Origin of the sequence: Burkholderia glumae LMG 2196 = ATCC 33617, from assembly GCF_000960995.1 — a bacterium.
GTDB lineage: Bacteria > Pseudomonadota > Gammaproteobacteria > Burkholderiales > Burkholderiaceae > Burkholderia > Burkholderia glumae.
Window position 1 is genome coordinate 2,411,359 of sequence record NZ_CP009435.1, and the last position, 18,612, is coordinate 2,429,970.

Below are 18,612 nucleotides of genomic sequence, written 5' to 3' on the forward strand. Positions count from 1 at the left end.
GACGTCCGCGTTCTGCAAACGCGGACTCACTCACGGGTGCTGTTAGAAGCTGTTTCGGATGCGGCGCGTACCGACTATCGGTCACGCTTGCCGCCAGCCTGATACTTGATGGGTGCGAAGACCCAGAGAGGCAGGAGGGGACAGGTTCTAAACTGGATTGGAGCGAAACGTACTAGGCGTCAGGCGGTGCGGCCTGCTGGCCGGCCGGTGCGATGACGCAAACGACATTGTAGCCGGATTTGCTGCGCTGCGCCACTTTTGTCGCACCTTTTTGCGCAAATGCCGGCCATCTCGCGCTGGGATGGCGGCGGCTTCGATGCGTTTGCTTGGGTTTCCGACGGGGTGCCGGGCGTCGGCGCGGCGCGCCGGCGCCCGCCCGATCACGACGCGGTGCCGTTCTTCAGCGATTCGACGAGTTCGACGTACTGCCGCTGCGCGGTTTCCTGCGGGGTGCCCTTGAGGGCCGCCCAGGCGTCGTACTTGTACTTGCCGACGATGTCGGCGAAGCCCGGCTTGTCGCCGTGCGCATCGCCTTCGGTGCCCTGCTTGAAGAGCGCGTACAGGCGCAGCAGCGTCAGGTTGCCCGGGCGCTCGGACAGTTGCTTGACGTCTTCCTGCGCTTGGTTGAACTGGGCGGTGATGTCGCTCATCGAGTGTCTCCGAGGGGTTTTCAGGTCGGCAAATGGTAGCAAGCGCGGCCGCCGCGCGGCTCGAACCTTTCTTCCAAACCGCGCCGGCGCCGCGAGCGCCATGCCGGCCGCCGGAAAGACCCGGCATGGCGAGGTGCCGCATTACAATGTCGGCCATGACGCAAAACGTGCTCCTCGCCATCGATACCTCGACCGAATTCTGCTCGGTCGCCCTGATTGCCGCGTCCGCCGGGGCGGACGCTTCCACCGCCACGCCGCGCGTCTGGTTCCGCCACGACGAGACGGGCGCCGTCTCCAGCACGCGCGTGCTGCCCGCCGTGCGCGAGCTGCTCGACGAGGCCGGCCGCACGCTCGCCGATTGCGCCGCGATCGCGTTCGGCGCCGGCCCCGGTTCGTTCACCGGACTGCGCACCGCCACCGGCGTCGCGCAGGGGCTCGCGTTCGGCCGCGACCTGCCGGTCGTGCCGGTCGGCACGCTGCTCGCCTGCGCCGAGCATGCGCGGCTCAACGCGCTCGAGGCGGGCCGCGAGCCGCCCGCGCGCGTGCTCGCCGCACTCGACGCGCGCATGGACGAAGCCTACTGGGCCGACTATGCATGGGATGCCGCCGCCGCGGACTGGCGCGTGCTGCAGCCGGCCTCGCTCGACGCGCCGGCCGCGCTGGTGGCGCCGGACGCCGCGTTCGTGCTGGCCGGCAACGCCGCCGCCGCGTTCGGCGCGCGGCTGCCGGCCGCCGCGCGCGCCGCGTTCGTCGATGCCGCCGCGCTGCCGCACGCCGTGCCGCTCGCCCATGTCGCGCTGCGCGCGTTTCGCGCCGGGCGCACCGTGCCGGCCGACCAGGCGGCGCCCGACTACGTCCGCAACAAGGTCGCGCAGACCACGGCCGAGCGGCTTGCCGCGCGTGCGGGCGCGAAGGGCGGGGAGCGCGCGGGGGGGAAGGGGAGCGGCCGATGAGCGGCGTGCTGATGACCGACCGTTACCTCGCGCCGATGACCGATGCCGACCTGGACGAGGTGGTGGCGATCGAGAAGGTCGCCTACGAGTTTCCGTGGTCGCGCGGCAATTTCGAGGATTCGCTGCGCAACGGCTATTTCGGCGTTTGCATGCGGCATGTGACGGGTACGCTGCTCGGCTATTGCGTGCTGATGCCGGTGGTTGACGAGATGCATCTGCTGAACCTGTGCGTGGCGCCGGTCGCGCAGCGCAGCGGCTGCGGCCTGGCGCTGCTGCGCGAGGCGGTGCGGCTCACGCGGGCCGAGCGGCTGGTGGGCGTGCTGCTCGAGGTGCGGCCCTCGAATCCGCGCGCGATCGAGCTGTACGAGCGCTTCGGCTTCGAGACCATCGGCCGGCGCAAGCACTACTACCCGGCGAAGCATCGGATGCGTGAGGACGCGATCGTGATGCGGCTGTCGCTGAATTCCCAAGGAGGCGCGCATGAGCTGGCTTGACTCGGCACTCGACGAAATGGGCCTCGGGCCGCTCTGGGTGCGGCGTAGTGCCGCCGACGCGCCGGCGGCGGCCGAGGGTGCGGTGGCGCTGGCCGATGACGGGGCCGCGCCGATGCCGGGCGCCGCGCTGGCGCGACCCGCCGCCGGGCAGCGGCCGGCCGCCTCGGCCACTCGCGACGCGAGCGAGGCGCCCTTGCCGCCGGCCGGCACGGCGGCGCACGAGGCGGTGCCGCCGCGCGGCGAGCCGGCGCACGCCGGGGCCCGCGCTGCCTCCGCTGCCTCGCTCGATGCCGCCGCCGAGGCGCATTCCGCGCCGGCCGCCGCGCGCCGGCGCGAGGCCCGCCCCGACACGGCCGCGCCCGCCGGCGCGGCCGACCAGATGCCGCCCGACGCCGACCCGTCGCTCGAGGATCCGTCGTGGTTCGATCTGGTGCCCATGTCCGATGCCGGCCACTCATTCGAGCCGGCGGAGCCGGCCGTCGCGCGCTCGCCCGTGGCCGGACTCGGCTGGGACGAACTGGAGGCGCGCGTCGCCGAATGCCGGCGCTGCCGGCTTTGCGAGAAGCGCACCCGGACCGTGTTTGGCGTGGGCGACCGCGAGGCCGACTGGATGCTGATCGGCGAGGCGCCCGGCGAGAACGAGGACAAGCAGGGCGAGCCGTTCGTCGGCCAGGCCGGCAAGCTGCTCGACAGCATGCTGCATGCGCTGTCGCTCAAGCGCGGCGAGAACGTCTACATCGCGAACGTGATCAAGTGTCGCCCGCCCGGCAACCGCAATCCCGAGCCCGACGAAGTGGCGCGCTGCGAGCCCTACCTGCAGCGTCAGGTCGAGCTCGTGAAGCCGAAGCTGATCGTCGCGATGGGCCGCTTCGCCGCGCAGACGCTGCTGAAGTCCACGGGCAGCATCGCCTCGATGCGCGGCCGCATCCATCATTACGAAGGCGTGCCGGTGGTGGTGTCCTACCATCCTGCCTACCTGCTGCGCAGCCTGCCCGACAAGGCGAAGGCCTGGGCCGATCTGTGCCTCGCGCGCGACACCATCGGCGGGGCGGGCAAGGCGGCGGGCGACGCATGACCGCCGTCGTGCAGTCCGTACCGTGGGTCGGGCTGCGCGACACGGCGGTGCGCGATCTCGGCTGGCTGCTGGCCAGCGCCGACCTGCTGGCGGCTTCGGCCGAGGCCCCGCTTGCGCGCCCGTGGCGCGGCCCGGGGGAGGCGGCGCGGATCGCCGCCTGGCTGAGCGCGCTCGACGCCGATCCGGCGCCGCTGGCCGCCGCCCTGGGCGCGGCGCGGCCGACCCGGCTCGGCCGCTACGCCGAGGCGCTGCTCGAATTCTTCGCCGCGCAGGCGCCGGCCTGGACGCTGGTCGCGGCGAACCTGCCGGTGCGCGTGAGCGGCCGCACGCTCGGCGAATGCGACTTGCTGCTGGTCGCGCCCGACGGCGAGCGCCTGCACTGGGAGCTCGCCGTCAAATGCTATCTTTGCGCCGCGCCCGACGGCACGGCCGCGCTGCGCGACTACGTCGGCCCGAATCTGGCCGACCGCTTCGATCTCAAATACCGCCGGCTCGTCGATCACCAGCTGCGCCTGAGTGCACGCGACGAATTCGCGTTCGCCGGCCAGCCGGGGCCGTGGGCGGCGCGCATGCTCGTGAAGGGCTGGCTGTTCTACCGCGACGGCGCCGCCGTGACGGCGCCCGCGGCGCTCGACCCGGCCCATTCGCGCGGCTTCTGGACGCCATGCGGCAACTGGCCGAGTCTCGCGGCGCGGCAGCCGGCCGGCACCCGCTGGGTGGTGCTGCCGCGGCTCGCGTGGCTCGCGCCGCGGCGCTTCGAAGACGCGGGCCAGGACGGCGCGCTCGTGCCGCTCGACGCCACGACGCTGTTCGAGGCGGTGCGGGCGCGCCCGGCGCCGTGCTTGGTGGCAGCCGTGCGGCGCGGCGAGGATGGCGCTTGGCACGAGATGCTGCGCGGCTTCATCGTCGACGACGGTTGGCCGGCGCGCGTGCACGCATTCGCCGCCCCGCAGCGGTGAGGCGGGAAAGCTCGAGAGGAGCGCTGCCGGTCGGCCCGAGCCGTGCCGCGGCGTGGCGGCGATGCCCGGCCGCCGCCGAGCGCATCAGGCGAGGGCGGCACGGGCCGGCATGCCGGCGAGGCCTCGGCCCGGCGGGGCCGAGCGCGATCCGGTGCGATCCGGTGCGATCCGGCGGTAGAGGCGGTAGAGGCGGCTCGCAGCCGGCCAATGCCCGCCGCCGCACCGGCCGCTGCGTCAGCGGGGGCTCACCACCAGCGATGGAAATGATGGACCGGCCCGATGCCGTGTCCGATCGCCAGTCGCGTGCTCGCGGCGATCGCCTCGGCCAGATAGCGTTTCGCGTCGGCCACGGCCGCCGCGAGGTCGGCGCGCTGCGGCCGCAGCGCCGCGATCGCCGCCGACAGCGTGCAGCCGGTGCCGTGGGTATGGGCGACGGCGATCCGCTCGCCGCCGATGCGCAGTTCGCCGTCGGTGCGGATCAGCCAGTCGGGACAGTCCGCGGCGCCTGCCAGATGGCCGCCCTTCATCAGCACCGCGCGCGCGCCGCGCGCGACGAGCGCGCGCCCCTGTTCGACCATTTCGGCCTCGTTCGCCGCCTCGTCGCAGCCTAGCAGGGCGGCTGCCTCGGGCAGGTTCGGCGTGACCAGGTCCGCGCGCGGCAGCAGCGTGTCGCGCAGCGCGGCCACGGCGTCGGGCGCGAGCAGCGCGTGCCGGCTTTTCGAGATCATCACGGTGTCGAGCACGACGAACGGCGGCGCGTACCGTTCGAGGGCCGCCGCCACCGCGCCCACGATCGAGGCGTTGGCGAGCATGCCGATCTTCACGGCGTCGATCCGGATGTCGTCGAACACGGCGTCGAGCTGGGCGCGAATGAAGTCGGCCTCGGGGGCATGCACGGCCGTGACGCCGCGCGTGTTCTGCGCGGTCAGCGCGGTAATCACGCTCGCGCCGTAGGCGCCGAGCGCGGAGAAGGCCTTCAGGTCGGCCTGGATGCCGGCGCCGCCGCCCGAATCGGAGCCGGCGATGGTCAGGGCATTCGGAATGGGTCGGGTCATCGTGCAGGGGCCGGTCGCGCGGGCCGGCGGATCGGAAACGCACAAGGCCGGACGGCGTCCGGACGGGCCGATCGAGCCGGACTGCGGCAGATCGGGACGGCCCCGCGGGCGGTCTCGCCGCCCGGCCGGGGCTGGGTGCCGCGCCTCAGTGGCGGCTCTCGCCGATCAGCGCGACGGAGTCGAACTGCCGCTGGTTGGCGAGGTGGCGGCGCATCACGAGCCACATCGTCAGGCACACGAAGGTGCCGAACAGCACGATCACGATGCCCACCGGCACGTCGAGCCAGACCAGCATCGCATAGAGGCACAGCATCACGAGCACCGACAGGTTCTCGTTGAAGTTCTGCACCGCGATCGAGTGGCCGGCCGACAGCAGCACGTGGCCGCGGTGCTGCAGCAGCGCGTTCATCGGCACCACGAAGAAGCCGGACAGCGCGCCGACGATCATCAGGAACACGTAGGCGACCACCAGGTAGAAGGGGATCCGGACGTGCCAGACGTGCAGCACCCATTTGGCGGGCAGCAGGTCGCGCGTGTAGAACGCCATCAGCATCACGGCGATGCCCATCATGATGCCGACCGGCAGCACCTTCAGCGATTTCTTGAGCGGAATCCGGCTGGCCGCGGCCATCGCGCCGCCGGCCACGCCGAGCGCGACCACGGCCTGCAGGATCGCGCCCTCGGACAGCGACATGCCGAGCGACACCTCGGCCCACTTCAGCACGATGAACTGCAGCGTCGCGCCGGCGCCCCAGAACAGCGTGGTGACGGCCAGCGAGATCTGCCCGAGCTTGTCGCGCCACAGCACCACGAAACAATCGGCGAAATCGGTGACGAGGCGCAGCACGCCGTGCTGCTGGCGCGGGTAGCGCGCGCCGGTGTCGGGGATGCGCAGGTTGAACAGCGCCGCCAAGACGTAGATCGCCATGATCACGAGCATCGCGGCCTCGGCCGGCGTGTTGATCCAGGGCGGGGTGTACCTGATGACGTGCGAGGCCAGGTGCGGGCTGATCAGCGCGCCGCCGAGCACCGTGCCGAGGATGATCGAGCCGACCGTGGTGCCCTCGATCCAGCCGTTGGCGGCCACCAGCCGGTCGGGGGGCAGCAGCTCGGTGAGGATGCCGTACTTGGCGGGCGAATAGGCGGCCGCGCCGAAGCCGACGATGCCGTAGGCGAGCAGCGGATGCGCGCCGAGCAGCATGATCAGGCAGCCGATCACCTTGATCGAGTTGGTGATGAACATCACGCGTCCCTTCGGACGCGAATCGGCGAAGGCACCCACGAAAGCGGCCAGCACGACATAGGACAGGACGAAGAACAGCTTGAGCAGCGGAATCATCCAGTTCGGCGCGTGCAGATCTTTCAGCAGGGCGATGGCGGCGATGAGAAGCGCACTGTCGGCCAGCGAAGAGAAAAACTGCGCGGCCATGATGGAGTAAAAACCTTTTTTCATCTGAAGCGATGCTTTCCTCGCTGCGGCTCGGCCGCAGGGGCCGTGCAATCGGACTGATCCCGTGCAAAATAGGTTGTGCGCACGGCTTTATATCATGAAAATACGGCAAATCCGACTAGCAAGAATCCCCGACCGCTGCTTGCTGCTCGCGTCACCGTGCCCACGAGGTGCGGTAAGCTGCTGATTCGCCTGGGTCTTTATGACATTTCCTTATGCCGCGCCCGATTTCCGCCACGATTCATACCGCCGCACTTGCTAACAATCTCGCGGCCGCGCGCCGTTTCGCGCCGCGCTCGAAGGTCTGGGCCGTCGTCAAGGCCAATGCCTACGGGCACGGCCTCGCGCGCGCGTTCCCCGGGCTGCGCGGCACCGACGGCTTCGGCCTGCTCGACGTCGACGAGGCGGTGCGCCTGCGCGAGCTGGGCTGGGCGGGGCCGATCCTGCTGCTCGAGGGCTTCTTCCGCTCGACCGACGTGGACGTGATCGATCGCTACAGCCTTACCACCGCGCTGCATAACGACGATCAGATGCGCATGCTCGAGACGGCGCGCCTGTCGAAGCCGGTCAACATCCTCTTGAAGATGAACAGCGGCATGAACCGGCTCGGCTATTCGGTCGACAAGTATCGCGCGGCCTGGGAGCGTGCGCGGACCTGTCCCGGAATCGGCCAGATCACGCTGATGACGCACTTCGCCGATGCCGACGGCGAGCGCGGCGTGGCCGCGCAGATGGCCGCGTTCGAGCGCGGCGCCGAGGGCATCGCCGGCGCGCGCTGCCTCGCGAACTCGGCCGCCGTGATGTGGCACGCGCAAACCCATCACGACTGGGTGCGCCCCGGCATCCTGCTGTATGGCGCCTCGCCCTCGGGCCGCGCGGCCGACATCGCCGACGCCGGGCTGCAGCCGGCCATGACGCTCGCCTCCGAGCTGATCGCCGTGCAGTCGATCAAGGCGGGCGACGCGGTGGGTTACGGCGGCGCGTTCGTCGCCACGCAGGCGATGCGGATCGGCGTGGTGGCCTGCGGCTATGCCGACGGCTATCCGCGGGTCGCGCCGGAGGGCACGCCGGTGCTGGTCGACGGGGTGCGCACGCGGATCGTCGGACGCGTCTCGATGGACATGATCACGGTCGACCTGACGCCGGTGCCGCAGGCCGGGATCGGCGCGCGCGTCGAGCTCTGGGGCCGCGCGCTGCCGGTCGACGACGTGGCCGCGCACTGCGCGACGGTGGGCTACGAACTGATGTGCGCGGTGGCCCAGCGCGTGCCGGTTCGGGCGGAATAAGGGCGGGTTCGTGGCAAAACAGAAAACCGTCTACGTCTGTACTGCATGCGGCGGCCAGTCGCCGAAATGGCAGGGCCAGTGCCCGGCCTGCCATGCCTGGAACACGCTGCTCGAATCGGCTGCCGAGACGCCGTCCTCGCACCGCTTCCAGGCGCTCGCCAAGAGCGCGCCGGTGCAGCGCCTGGCCGACATCGACGCGGCCGACGTGCCGCGCTTCACGACCGGCATCGGCGAGTTCGATCGCGTGCTCGGCGGCGGGCTGGTGGCGGGCGGCGTGGTGCTGATCGGCGGCGACCCCGGCATCGGCAAGTCCACGCTGCTGCTGCAGTCGCTCGCGCAGCTCGCGAGCCAACGGCGCGCGCTCTACATCAGCGGCGAGGAATCGGCCGCGCAGATCGCGCTGCGCGCGCAGCGGCTCGCGCTGCTCGACCATGGCGGCGACGCGGCCGACCTGAAGCTGCTGGCCGAGATCCAGCTCGAGAAGATCCAGGCCACGATCGACGCGGAGCGCCCCGACGTGGCCGTGATCGATTCGATCCAGACGGTCTATTCGGACGCGCTGTCGTCGGCGCCGGGCTCGGTCGCGCAGGTGCGCGAGTGCGCGGCGCAGCTCACGCGCATCGCCAAGCAGTCCGGCACCGCGATCATAATGGTCGGTCACGTCACGAAGGAGGGCGCCCTGGCCGGCCCGCGCGTGCTCGAGCACATCGTCGACACGGTGCTGTATTTCGAGGGCGACACGCATTCGTCGTACCGGCTGGTGCGCGCGATCAAGAACCGCTTCGGCGCCGTCAACGAACTCGGCGTGTTCGCGATGACCGAGCGCGGCTTGCGCGGCGTGGCGAACCCGTCCGCGCTGTTCCTCTCGCAGCACGAGGAGGTGGTGCCCGGCTCCTGCGTGCTGGTCACGCAGGAGGGCTCGCGGCCGCTGCTGGTGGAGGTGCAGGCGCTCGTCGACACCGCCAACGTGCCGAATCCGCGCCGGCTCGCCGTCGGGCTCGAACAGAACCGGCTGGCCATGCTGCTGGCCGTGCTGCACCGCCACGCGGGCATCGCCTGCTTCGATCAGGACGTGTTCCTGAATGCGGTGGGCGGCGTCAAGATCACCGAGCCGGCGGCCGATCTGGCGGTGCTGCTGGCGATCCATTCGTCGATGCGTAACAAAGCGTTGCCGAAGGGTCTGATCGTATTCGGCGAAGTGGGGCTGGCCGGCGAGATCCGGCCGTCGCCGCGCGGCCAGGAGCGCCTGCGCGAGGCCGCCAAGCTGGGCTTCACGATGGCCCTGATTCCCAAGGCCAACGCGCCCAAGCAGCCGATCGAGGGGCTCACCGTGATGGCCGTCGAGCGCATCGAGCAGGCCATCGACCGCGTGCGCGGCCTCGAGTGAGGCCGTGCGGCGCCCGCCGCGCGGTAACTCCATGTAACGTTTCCATGCACCGCTGTAACTCGTCGCGCCGCGGTTTTCCCCTATGCTTGGCCGCATCGTGTCTCGCCGGTGTGGCCGGTCGGAAAGGAAACCCAACCTTGAAACAGTCACAGCAAGCTGTCGGTCAGCATCTCTACAACCTGCGCGGCTGCCGCGTGTCGGAGCCGATCCGGCCGCCCTTCGGCCGGGGCTGCCGGATCGTGGAATGGGTCGATGACGAAGGGCGGATCGCGCGCCGCGTGGTGGCCGAGCACGTCACCGAGGCGGAGGTGGTCGAGACGATACGCCGGCCGCTCGACGGGCGTCGCTACCTGATGCACGACGACGAGCAGATGCCGCGCGAGACCCTGCCGCGCCGCTGACCACGCGCCGGCCTGCGGGCGGGCGCGCCGCGGCCCTTGCTCAGCCGATCTGTTCCAGCTGTTCCTGAAGCTCGAGCCAGTCGAGTTCGAGCGCCTCGAGCCGGCTCGTCACCTCGCCGAGCCGGCGGATCGCCTCGGTCAGTTCGGTCTTCTTCTCGGCCGCGTAACTGCCCGCGTCGGCGACGAAGGCATCGAGCTTCGCCTTCTCGGCGTTGAGCGTCTCCATCTCCTTTTCGAGCTTCGTGAGCTTGGTCTGCAGCGGTTTCCTGAGCTGCGACAGACGTTGCCGCTCCTGGGCCTCCTGCCGCTTCAGATCCTTGCGGTTGCCCGCCGCGCCGGCGCTGGCGCCCCCCTCGCCGGCCTCGCCGCGCGCCGCGGCGCGCTGCTCGGCGGCGTGCTGCAGCAGCCAGTCGCGATAGTCGTCGAGGTCGCCGTCGAACGGCTGCAGCCGGTGGTTCGCGACCAGCATGAACTGGTCGGTGGTGGCACGCAGCAGATGCCGGTCGTGCGAGACCAGGATCAGCGTGCCGTCGAACTGCGCGAGCGCCAGGGTCAGCGCGTCGCGCGTTTCGAGGTCGAGGTGGTTGGTCGGCTCGTCGAGCAGCAGCAGGTTCGGCTTGCGCCAGATGATCAGCGCCAGCGCGAGGCGCGCCTTCTCGCCGCCCGAGAACGGCGCGATCGGCGCGGAGGCCATGTCGCCCGAGAAATTGAAGCCGCCGAGGAAGTCGCGCAGTTCCTGCTCGCGTGCATCGGGCGCGAGCCGCGCCAGATGCGCGAGCGGCGAATCGTCGGGCCGCAGCGTCTCAAGCTGGTGCTGCGCGAAATAGCCGATCGTCAGGCCCTTGCCGCCGCGCACCTCGCCCGCCAGCGGCGCGAGGGTGCCGGCCAGCGTCTTGATCAGGGTCGACTTGCCCTGGCCGTTCGCGCCGAGCAGGCCGATGCGCTGGCCGTTCTGGATCGACAGCGCGACGCGCTCGACGATCGGCAGCGCGTGGCCGGCCTCGTCGCGATAGCCGCACACCACGTCCTCCATCACCAGCATCGGGTTGGGCGCCGAATCGGGCGTGCGGAACGCGAACGTGAACGCGGAAGCCGCGTGCGACGGCGCGATCCGCTCCATCCGTTCGAGCGCCTTGACGCGGCTTTGCGCCTGCTTGGCCTTCGACGCCTTGGCCTTGAAGCGGTTGATGAAGCCCTGCAGGTGCTCGATGGTCTTCTGCTGCTTTTCGTAGGCGCTCTGCTGCAGCGCGAGCTGCTGCGCGCGCAACACCTCGAACTGCGAGTAGTTGCCGCCGTAGCGCTTCACCTGGCGATGCTCCAGGTGCAGCGTGACGTTGCAGATCGCGTCGAGGAACTCGCGATCGTGCGAGATCACCACGAGCGTGCCGGCGTAGCGGTGCAGCCAGTCCTCGAGCCAGACGATCGCGTCGAGATCCAGGTGGTTGGTCGGTTCGTCGAGCAGGAGCAGATCGGAGCGGCACATCAGTGCCTGCGCGAGGTTCAGGCGCATGCGCCAGCCGCCCGAGAAGTTCGCGACCTGCTCGCGCGTCTGCGCGAGCGTGAAGCCGAGCCCGAGCAGCAGGGCCTCGGCGCGCGCGGGCGCGGTGTAGCCGTCGGCGTCGGCGAACGCGGCGTGCGCCTCGGCCTCGGCCGCGCCGTCGTGGGCGGCGGCCGCCGCGGCGATGCGCGCCTCGATCTGGCGCAACTGGGCGTCGCCGTCGAGCGTGTAGTCGAGCGCGCTGCGATCGACGGCGGGCGTCTCCTGCGAGACATGCGCGATCTGCCACGACGGCGGGATCGAGAAATCGCCGGCGTCGGCGTGCAGCTCGTGGCGCAATACCGAGAAGAGCGTCGATTTGCCCGCGCCGTTCGCGCCGACGAGGCCGGCCTTTTCGCCGGGGTTGAGCGCGAACGTGGCGCCTTCGAACAGCGGCTTGGTACCGCGGGCGAGGCTGAACTGGTTGAAACGGATCACGACGGGAGCAGGGAAGAGGCGGGAAAGACCGCTATTCTAGACCGCCCGCCCGCCCGCTGCGGGCGATTCTCCGTTCGGGCGGCCGGCGCGCCCGGACGGTTTCGCATAGACTGCGTGACGGGCGGCGGCCGGTCGCCGCGTTTCGAAACGCCGCCGCAGTTCCCATTCGCCCATATCCGTCAGGAGGCAAACCGATGTCGACACTCTATTCATTCAGCGCCAACGCGCTCGGCGGCGGCGAGGTCTCGCTCGATGCCTATCGCGGCAAGGTGCTGCTGATCGTCAACACCGCGAGCGAATGCGGGTTCACGCCGCAGTACGCGGGCCTGCAGCAGCTGCACGAGCGCTTCGGCGCGCGCGGGCTGGCCGTGCTCGGCTTCCCGTGCAACCAGTTCGGCGGCCAGGAGCCCGGCGACGCCGCGCAGATCGGCGCGTTCTGCGAGCAGCGCTTCGGCGTCACGTTCCCGCTGTTCGAGAAGATCGACGTGAAGGGCGAGCATGCGCATCCGCTGTTCCGCTACCTGACCGACGAGGCGCCGGGCCTGCTCGGCACCAAGATGATCAAGTGGAATTTCACGAAGTTCCTGGCGGACCGCAGCGGCAACGTCGTCAAGCGCTACGCGCCGCAGACCAAGCCCGACGAGATCGCCGAGGACATCGAAAAGCTGCTGTGAGCTGCCCGGCGGCGCGGTGCCGGGGCCGGGGCCGGGGCGGCTCAGAGGATCGGCGCGAACAGCCGCGCGACGTGTATCAGCATGCGCCGCCAGGCGCCCGCGCGCGCCAGCTCGCCGCGATCGACCTCGTCGGCGCAGGCGAAGTCGGCCGTGAGCATCGCGTCGACGTCGGCCGCGAAGCCGGCGTCCACGGTCAGCACCATGATCTCGAAGTTGAGGCGGAACGAACGGTTGTCGAGGTTCGCGCTGCCGATCGCGGCGGCCTTGCCGTCGATCAGCACCACCTTCTGGTGCAGGAAGCCGGGCCGGTAGCGGAAGATCCGCACGCCGGCCTCGATCAGGTCGCGCGCGTAGAGCTTCGAGGCCTCGAACACCACGTAGTGGTCGCGCCGGATCGGGATCAGGATCCGCACGTCCACGCCGCGCATCACCGCGAGCTTGAGCGCCGCGATCACGGCCTCGTCGGGCACCAGGTAGGGCGTGGTGATCCAGACCCGCTCGCGCGCCGCGTGGATCGCCTCGACGAAGAACAGCGAGCCGGTCTCCTGCTTGTCGGCCGGCCCCATCGGCACCACCAGGCAATGCATGTCCTGGTCCGGCGCCGCGGGCGGCGTCGGCGCGGCGGCCGGCAGCGACTGGGTGGCCCAGTGCCAGTCCTCCGCGAACACGTACTGGATGTTGGCGACCACCGGCCCGCGCAGCTCGATGTGCGTGTCGCGCCACGGCGAGAGCCGCGGGTTCGCGCCGAGATACTCCACGCCCACGTTGTGGCCGCCCACGAACGCGCATTCGCCGTCCACCACCACGATCTTGCGGTGATTGCGGAAGTTGAGCTGGAAGCGGTTGACGAACTGCTTGTGGGTGGCGAACGGATGGACCTCGACGCCGCCCGCGCGCAGCCGGTTCACGTAGGCGTGCGGCAGGTCGAAGCTGCCGATGCTGTCGTACAGCAGATAGCAGCGCAGGCCGCGCGCGGCGCAGGCGAGCAGCGCGTCGCGCAGCATTTCGCCGAGCGTGTCGTCGCGCACGATGAAGAACTGCACGATCACGTAGTGACGCGCCGCTTCGATCGCCGCGAGGATCGCCGCGAACGTCGCCTCGCCGTTCACCAGCAGCCGCACCGCGTTGCCGCCCACGAACGGCATGCCGCCGAGGTGGGTCAGCGCGCGCACCGTCGCGAGCCCGAGCGTATCGGCCGGGGCGCCGAGCGAGCTGCCGTGCGTGTCCCAGGCCGAGGGGCGCGAGCGCGTGCGCAGCGCGGCCGTCTCGTGGCGGCGCGCGTTCACGTAGCCGGAGAACTTGCTGCGGCCGAGGAACAGGTAGGGGATCAGCGTCAGGTACGGCATCGCGGTCAGCGAGACCGCCCAGGCGATCGCGCCCTGCGAGGTGCGGGTGTTGAGGATCGCGTGGCATGCCGCGATCGTCCCGAGGATGTGGGCGAGCGCGACGAAGGTGCCGAGATGGAGCCAGTCGAGTTGCATCGAGCGTGGAGGTCCGGATGGTTCGCGGCGCGCCGCGGGATGCGGCAGCCGGTCCTGCATCTTATCGAACCGCGCCGTCCGGCGCGAGTTGCGGGCCATCCGTCCCGCGCCGGCCGTCCCGCGTCGCCTTATGCCGAATGCGGCAGATCGGCGGCGTGGATCAGGAACACGCAGTCGTCGCCGGCGCTGGTCGGCAGCCAGATCAGGTCGAGCCCGCCGAACGCGGCCTCGACGTGCGGCCGCTCGTTGCCGATCTCGACCACCAGCACGCCGTCTTCCTTCAGCCACTTCTTCGCCTCGCGCAGGATCCGCCGCACCACGTCCATGCCGTCGTCGCCGCCCGCCAGCGCCATCTCGGGCTCGTGGCGGTACTCGTCGGGCAGCGCGGCCATCGAGGCGGCGTTCACGTAGGGCGGATTGCTCAGGATCACGTCGTAGCGCAGCTCCGGATCGGCGAGCCGCTCGGCGGGCAGCGGCGCGTAGAGGTCGCCGTGGTGCAGCGCGATGCGGTGGTCGAGCCGGTAGTCCGCCACGTTGATCTCGGCCACGGCGAGAGCGTCCTCGGACAGGTCGACCGCGTCGATCTCGGCGTTCGGGAACGCCTCGGCCGCGAGCACCGCGAGGCAGCCCGAGCCGGTGCAGAGCTCGAGCACGGCACCGACCTGCTCGGGGTCGGCCACGTAGGGCTGCAGGCCGTCGTCGAGCAACTCGCCGATGAACGAGCGCGGCACGATCACGCGCTCGTCGACGTAGAAGCGGTGGCCGTGCATCCACGCCTCGTTGGTCAAGTAGGCAGCCGGCAGGCGCTCCCCGGCGCGGCGCTCGATGCGCTGCAATACCGCGTCGATCTCGTCGGCCAGCAGGCGCGCGTCGAGGAACGGCTCGAGCGTGTCGAGCGGCAGGTGCAGCGTATGCAGCACCAGATAGACGGCTTCGTCGTAGGCGTTGTCCGAGCCGTGGCCGAACGCGAGCTGCGCGGCCGAGAAGCGCGTCACCGCATAGCGGACCAGGTCGCGGACGGTCTGGAACGGCGTGGTGGGCGTGGGGGTCGTCATGGCGGCTCCGTCAGGCGATCAGTTGTTCGAGCACGCGGCGGTACACGTTCTTGAGCGGGTCGACGAAGCGCAGCTCGATGTGCTCGTCGATCTTGTGGATCGAGCCGTTGGGCGGGCCGAACTCGATCACCTGCGGGCAGATCCGCGCGATGAAGCGGCCGTCGGAGGTCCCGCCCGTGGTCGACAGCTCGGTCACCACGCCGGTTTCGGCGAGGATCGCCCGCTCCAGCGCGTCCGACAGCTCGCCGCGCGGCGTCAGGAACGGCAGCCCGCTGACCGACCAGGTCAGCGCGTATTCGAAGCCGTGCCGGTCGAGGATCGCGTGGACACGCGCCTTGAGCCCGTCCACCGTGCTCGCGGTCGAGAAGCGGAAGTTGAACAGCAGCGTGACGTGGCCGGGAATCACGTTGGTCGCGCCGGTGCCGCCGTGCAGGTTCGAGACCTGCCAGGTGGTGGGCGGGAAATACTCGTTGCCGTCGTCCCAGCGTTCGGCGGCCAGTTCGGCCAGCGCCGGCGCGAGCAGGTGGATCGGATTCTTCGCCAGATGCGGATAGGCGATGTGGCCTTGCACGCCCTTCACGACGAGTTCGCCCGACATCGAGCCGCGCCGGCCGTTCTTGACCATGTCGCCGAGCGTGGCCGACGAGGTCGGCTCGCCGACGATGCAGTAGTCGAGGCGCTCGCCGCGCGCGGCGAGCGCCTCGATCACCTTGACGGTGCCGTCGGTGGCGGGGCCTTCCTCGTCGCTCGTGATCAGCATCGCGATCGAGCCGCGATGGTCCGGGTGGGCGGCCACGAACTCCTCGCTTGCCACCACGAAGCCGGCCAGCGAGGTCTTCATGTCGGCCGCACCGCGGCCGTAGAGCCTGCCGTCGCGATGCGCGGGGACGAAGGGCGGCGAGCTCCACTGTTCGAGCGGGCCGGTCGGCACCACGTCGGTGTGGCCCGCGAACGCGAGCAGCTTGCCGTCGCGGCCGGCGCTGCCGCGCCTGACGGCCCACAGATTGGTCACGCCGTTTGAAGCGAGGGTCTCGCAGTCGAAGCCGATCGCGGCGAGGCGCTCGATCATGATCTGCTGGCAGTGCTGGTCGTCGGGCGTCACCGACGCGCGGGCGATCAGCTGTTCGGTAAGGGCAAGGGTGGCGGACATGGTTCGGACCACTTTCGATGAAAAATGCCGGCGCGGCGGCCGGCAGGGCGGGGTGGCGCAGCGGCGCGCCGGGTGTCGCGCGCGCCGCGCCGCCGGCCTAGGCGGCGAACAGCGCCGCGTACTGGTCGGCCACGAAGCCGACCGCCTTCACGCGGCCGTCGACCACCACCACCGGGCGCTTGATCACCGACGGCTTGTCGAGCATCAGCGCGATCGCGCCGGCCTCGCTGTCGGCGGCGGCCTTGGCCTCGTCGGGCAGCGCGCGCCAGGTGGTGCCGCGGCGGTTGACGAGCACCTCCAGCGGCACGTCCTTCAGCCAGCCCTTGATGACGGCCTCGGTGAGGCCGGCCTTCTTGAAGTCATGGAAATCGAACGCGACGTCGTGATCGTCGAGCCAGCTGCGGGCCTTCTTCACCGTGTCGCAGTTGGGGATGCCGTAGACGACGGTCGTCATCAGTCGCCCCGCAGCAGTTCGTTCAGGCCGACCTTGGCGCGCGTCTTGGCGTCGACCTTCTTGACGATCACGGCGCAGTACAGGCTGTGCGAGCCGTCCTTGGACGGCAGGTTGCCGGCCACCACCACCGAGCCGGCGGGAATCCGGCCGTAGCTGACTTCGCCCGTCTCGCGGTCGTAGATCTTGGTGCTCTGGCCGAGGTAGACGCCCATCGAGATCACCGAGTTTTCCTCGACGATCACGCCTTCCACGACTTCCGAGCGCGCGCCGATGAAGCAGTTGTCCTCGATGATGACGGGGTTGGCCTGCAGCGGCTCCAGCACGCCGCCGATGCCGACGCCGCCCGACAGGTGGACGTTCTTGCCGATCTGCGCGCACGAGCCGACGGTGGCCCAGGTGTCGACCATGGTGCCTTCGTCGACGTAGGCGCCGATGTTGGTGTACGACGGCATCAGCACCACGTTCCTCGCGATGAACGAGCCGCGCCGCGCGACGGCCGGCGGCACCACGCGGAAGCCGCCCGCGGCGAAGTCCTCGGCCGTGTAGCTGGCGAACTTCGAGGGCACCTTGTCGTAGAACTGCGAGTAGCCGCCCGCCGGCATCGGTGCGTTGTCCTCGAGGCGGAACGACAGCAGCACGGCCTTCTTCAGCCATTGATGGACGATCCAGTCGCCGCCCTGCTTCTCGGCCACGCGCAGCGCGCCGCGATCGAGCTGCTCGATCGCGTGGGCGACGGCTTCGCGGACCTCGGCGGGGGCCGCCTTCGGCGACAGTTCAGCGCGGGTTTCCCACGCGTTGTCGATGATTTGCTGAAGTTGTTGCGACATGGTTGATTGCTTCGCTGGAAGTGGGATGAAGGGGAAACGGGCGGGCTCAGCGGGCGAGGCCGCGGCAGAATTCGACGATGCGCCGCGCACCCTCGACGCATTCGTCGGCGCCGGCCACGAGCGCGATGCGCACGAAATCGCGGCCCGGATTCGTGCCGTGCGCGTCGCGCGCGAGGTACGAGCCGGGCAAAACCGTCACATTATAGTCGGCGTGCAGACGCCGGGCGAACTCGGTGTCGGTGAGCCCGGTGCGTGCCACGTTGGCCCACAGGTAGAACGCGGCGTCGGGCAGGGCGACGTCGAGCACCTCGGCCAGCATCGGCGTGACGGTGTTGAACTTCTGCGCATAGCGCGCGCGGTTATCGCGCACGTGCGCCTCGTCCCCCCACGCGACGATGCTCGCGCGCTGCCAGACCGGCGAGAGCGCCGCGCCGTGATAGGTGCGGTAGAGCAGGAAGCGCTCGAGGATTGCCGCGTCGCCGGCCACGAAGCCCGAGCGCATGCCCGGCACGTTCGAGCGCTTGGACAGGCTCGACAGCATCACCAGCCGCTCGAAGCCGCGGCCGAGCCGGTGTGCCGCGTCGAGGCCGCCGAGCGGCGGGGCCGACTCGTCGAAATAGATCTCCGAATAGCACTCGTCGGAGGCGATCACGAAGCCGTGGCGGTCCGACAGCGCGAACAGCTCGCGCCAGTCGTCGAGCTTGAGCACGGCGCCGGTCGGATTGCCCGGCGAGCAGACGAACAGCAGCTGGGTGCGCGCCCAGATGTGGTCGGGGACCGTCGAGAAATCGGGCGCGAAATTGCGCGCCGGGTCGCTGTTGACGAACCATGGCGTGGCGCCGGCCAGCAGCGCCGCGCCCTCGTAGATTTGATAGAACGGATTGGGACAGAGTACGATCGCGGTCTCGCCGTCGGCGCGCGGCGTCGCGTCGATCACGGCCTGCGCCAGCGAGAACAGCGCCTCGCGCGAGCCCGACACCGGCAGCACCTCGCGCGCCGCGTCGATCGCGGGCAGCCCGTAGCGGCGCTCGATCCAGCCGGCGATCGCGGCGCGCAGCGGCGCGGAGCCGGCCGTGGCCGGATACGACGCGAGCCCGTCGAGCGCGTCGACCACGGCCTCGCGGATCAGGGCCGGCGTCGGGTGCTTGGGCTCGCCGATGCCGAAACTGATCGGGGCGTAAGCGGCACACGGCGTCACGTCCTTGAACAGCGCGCGGAGCTTTTCGAACGGATAGGGCTGGAGCGTATCGAGTCGTGGATTCACGGGCTAGGATATCGGGGCGGTG

The 18,612-nt window shown here is 70.4% G+C and carries 18 protein-coding genes; 8 read left to right on the forward strand and 10 right to left on the reverse strand.

Features of this window, described 5'->3' with window-relative positions; genetic code table 11:
• Positions 1-380 precede the first annotated feature (380 nt).
• The gene (locus tag KS03_RS23450) at positions 381-650 is read right to left on the reverse strand and encodes an acyl-CoA-binding protein (protein WP_015875297.1); all 270 of its coding nucleotides are present in this window, start codon (positions 648-650) and stop codon (positions 381-383) included.
• 146 nt (positions 651-796) lie between these two features.
• Between KS03_RS23450 and tsaB the strand changes: the two genes are divergently transcribed.
• The 4 genes from tsaB to KS03_RS23470 are packed head-to-tail and all read left to right on the forward strand — an operon-like array spanning position 797 to position 4,131.
• Positions 797-1,603 (forward strand): tRNA (adenosine(37)-N6)-threonylcarbamoyltransferase complex dimerization subunit type 1 TsaB, encoded by an 807-nt coding sequence (gene tsaB, locus KS03_RS23455; protein ID WP_015875298.1) that lies wholly within the window; start codon positions 797-799, stop codon positions 1,601-1,603.
• Positions 1,600-2,097 carry a ribosomal protein S18-alanine N-acetyltransferase gene (gene rimI, locus KS03_RS23460; RefSeq protein WP_015875299.1) on the forward strand — a complete coding sequence of 166 codons (498 nt, stop codon included), beginning with the start codon at positions 1,600-1,602 and terminating at the stop codon, positions 2,095-2,097. The genes tsaB and rimI overlap by 4 nt, the downstream gene beginning before the upstream one ends.
• The gene (locus KS03_RS23465; protein ID WP_015875300.1) at positions 2,084-3,172 is read left to right on the forward strand and encodes a uracil-DNA glycosylase; all 1,089 of its coding nucleotides are present in this window, start codon (positions 2,084-2,086) and stop codon (positions 3,170-3,172) included. Before rimI ends, KS03_RS23465 begins: the two co-directional genes overlap by 14 nt.
• On the forward strand, positions 3,169-4,131 hold the full coding sequence (locus KS03_RS23470; protein ID WP_035982481.1) for a DUF1853 family protein: 963 nt from the start codon (positions 3,169-3,171) through the stop codon (positions 4,129-4,131). The genes KS03_RS23465 and KS03_RS23470 overlap by 4 nt, the downstream gene beginning before the upstream one ends.
• A 245-nt stretch (positions 4,132-4,376) precedes the next feature.
• On the opposite strand, the gene thiD is transcribed toward KS03_RS23470, so the two are convergent.
• Both thiD and lplT read right to left on the reverse strand, forming a co-directional pair.
• The gene (thiD, locus tag KS03_RS23475; RefSeq protein WP_015875302.1) at positions 4,377-5,186 is read right to left on the reverse strand and encodes a bifunctional hydroxymethylpyrimidine kinase/phosphomethylpyrimidine kinase; all 810 of its coding nucleotides are present in this window, start codon (positions 5,184-5,186) and stop codon (positions 4,377-4,379) included.
• Between the two features lie 145 nt (positions 5,187-5,331).
• Positions 5,332-6,639, reverse strand: coding sequence for a lysophospholipid transporter LplT (gene lplT / locus KS03_RS23480; protein ID WP_015875303.1), 1,308 nt, complete (start codon positions 6,637-6,639; stop codon positions 5,332-5,334).
• 212 nt (positions 6,640-6,851) lie between these two features.
• Here lplT and alr point away from each other — a divergent pair, with 212 nt between their 5' ends.
• The 3 genes from alr to KS03_RS23495 all read left to right on the forward strand — a co-directional run bounded on the left by alr (position 6,852) and on the right by KS03_RS23495 (position 9,710).
• Complete coding sequence (alr, locus tag KS03_RS23485) at positions 6,852-7,922, forward strand: alanine racemase (protein WP_015875304.1); 1,071 nt, start codon at positions 6,852-6,854, stop codon at positions 7,920-7,922.
• A gap of 10 nt (positions 7,923-7,932) precedes the next feature.
• Positions 7,933-9,309 (forward strand): DNA repair protein RadA, encoded by a 1,377-nt coding sequence (gene radA, locus KS03_RS23490; RefSeq protein WP_015875305.1) that lies wholly within the window; start codon positions 7,933-7,935, stop codon positions 9,307-9,309.
• A gap of 137 nt (positions 9,310-9,446) precedes the next feature.
• Positions 9,447-9,710: a DUF2866 domain-containing protein gene (locus KS03_RS23495; protein WP_015875306.1), complete on the forward strand. Its 264-nt coding sequence runs from the start codon at positions 9,447-9,449 to the stop codon at positions 9,708-9,710.
• Between the two features lie 40 nt (positions 9,711-9,750).
• On the opposite strand, the gene KS03_RS23500 is transcribed toward KS03_RS23495, so the two are convergent.
• Complete coding sequence (locus KS03_RS23500; protein ID WP_015875307.1) at positions 9,751-11,685, reverse strand: ATP-binding cassette domain-containing protein; 1,935 nt, start codon at positions 11,683-11,685, stop codon at positions 9,751-9,753.
• A gap of 194 nt (positions 11,686-11,879) precedes the next feature.
• Here KS03_RS23500 and KS03_RS23505 point away from each other — a divergent pair, with 194 nt between their 5' ends.
• Positions 11,880-12,359 (forward strand): glutathione peroxidase, encoded by a 480-nt coding sequence (locus KS03_RS23505; protein ID WP_015875308.1) that lies wholly within the window; start codon positions 11,880-11,882, stop codon positions 12,357-12,359.
• A 41-nt stretch (positions 12,360-12,400) separates the two neighbouring features.
• On the opposite strand, the gene cls is transcribed toward KS03_RS23505, so the two are convergent.
• From cls to dapC, 6 genes are all read right to left on the reverse strand, one after another.
• A complete protein-coding gene (cls, locus tag KS03_RS23510) occupies positions 12,401-13,840 on the reverse strand; it encodes a cardiolipin synthase (RefSeq protein ID WP_015875309.1) in 1,440 nt (479 codons plus the stop codon).
• A gap of 128 nt (positions 13,841-13,968) precedes the next feature.
• The gene (prmB, locus tag KS03_RS23515) at positions 13,969-14,895 is read right to left on the reverse strand and encodes a 50S ribosomal protein L3 N(5)-glutamine methyltransferase (protein ID WP_015875310.1); all 927 of its coding nucleotides are present in this window, start codon (positions 14,893-14,895) and stop codon (positions 13,969-13,971) included.
• 10 nt (positions 14,896-14,905) lie between these two features.
• On the reverse strand, positions 14,906-16,045 hold the full coding sequence (dapE, locus tag KS03_RS23520; RefSeq protein WP_015875311.1) for a succinyl-diaminopimelate desuccinylase: 1,140 nt from the start codon (positions 16,043-16,045) through the stop codon (positions 14,906-14,908).
• A 97-nt stretch (positions 16,046-16,142) separates the two neighbouring features.
• Positions 16,143-16,499, reverse strand: a complete 357-nt coding sequence (locus KS03_RS23525; RefSeq protein WP_015875312.1) for an ArsC family reductase — start codon at positions 16,497-16,499, stop codon at positions 16,143-16,145.
• Positions 16,499-17,326 (reverse strand): 2,3,4,5-tetrahydropyridine-2,6-dicarboxylate N-succinyltransferase, encoded by an 828-nt coding sequence (gene dapD, locus KS03_RS23530; protein ID WP_015875313.1) that lies wholly within the window; start codon positions 17,324-17,326, stop codon positions 16,499-16,501. Before dapD ends, KS03_RS23525 begins: the two co-directional genes overlap by 1 nt.
• Before the next feature lie 46 nt (positions 17,327-17,372).
• Positions 17,373-18,590 carry a succinyldiaminopimelate transaminase gene (gene dapC, locus KS03_RS23535; RefSeq protein ID WP_015875314.1) on the reverse strand — a complete coding sequence of 406 codons (1,218 nt, stop codon included), beginning with the start codon at positions 18,588-18,590 and terminating at the stop codon, positions 17,373-17,375.
• Positions 18,591-18,612: the final 22 nt, after the last annotated feature.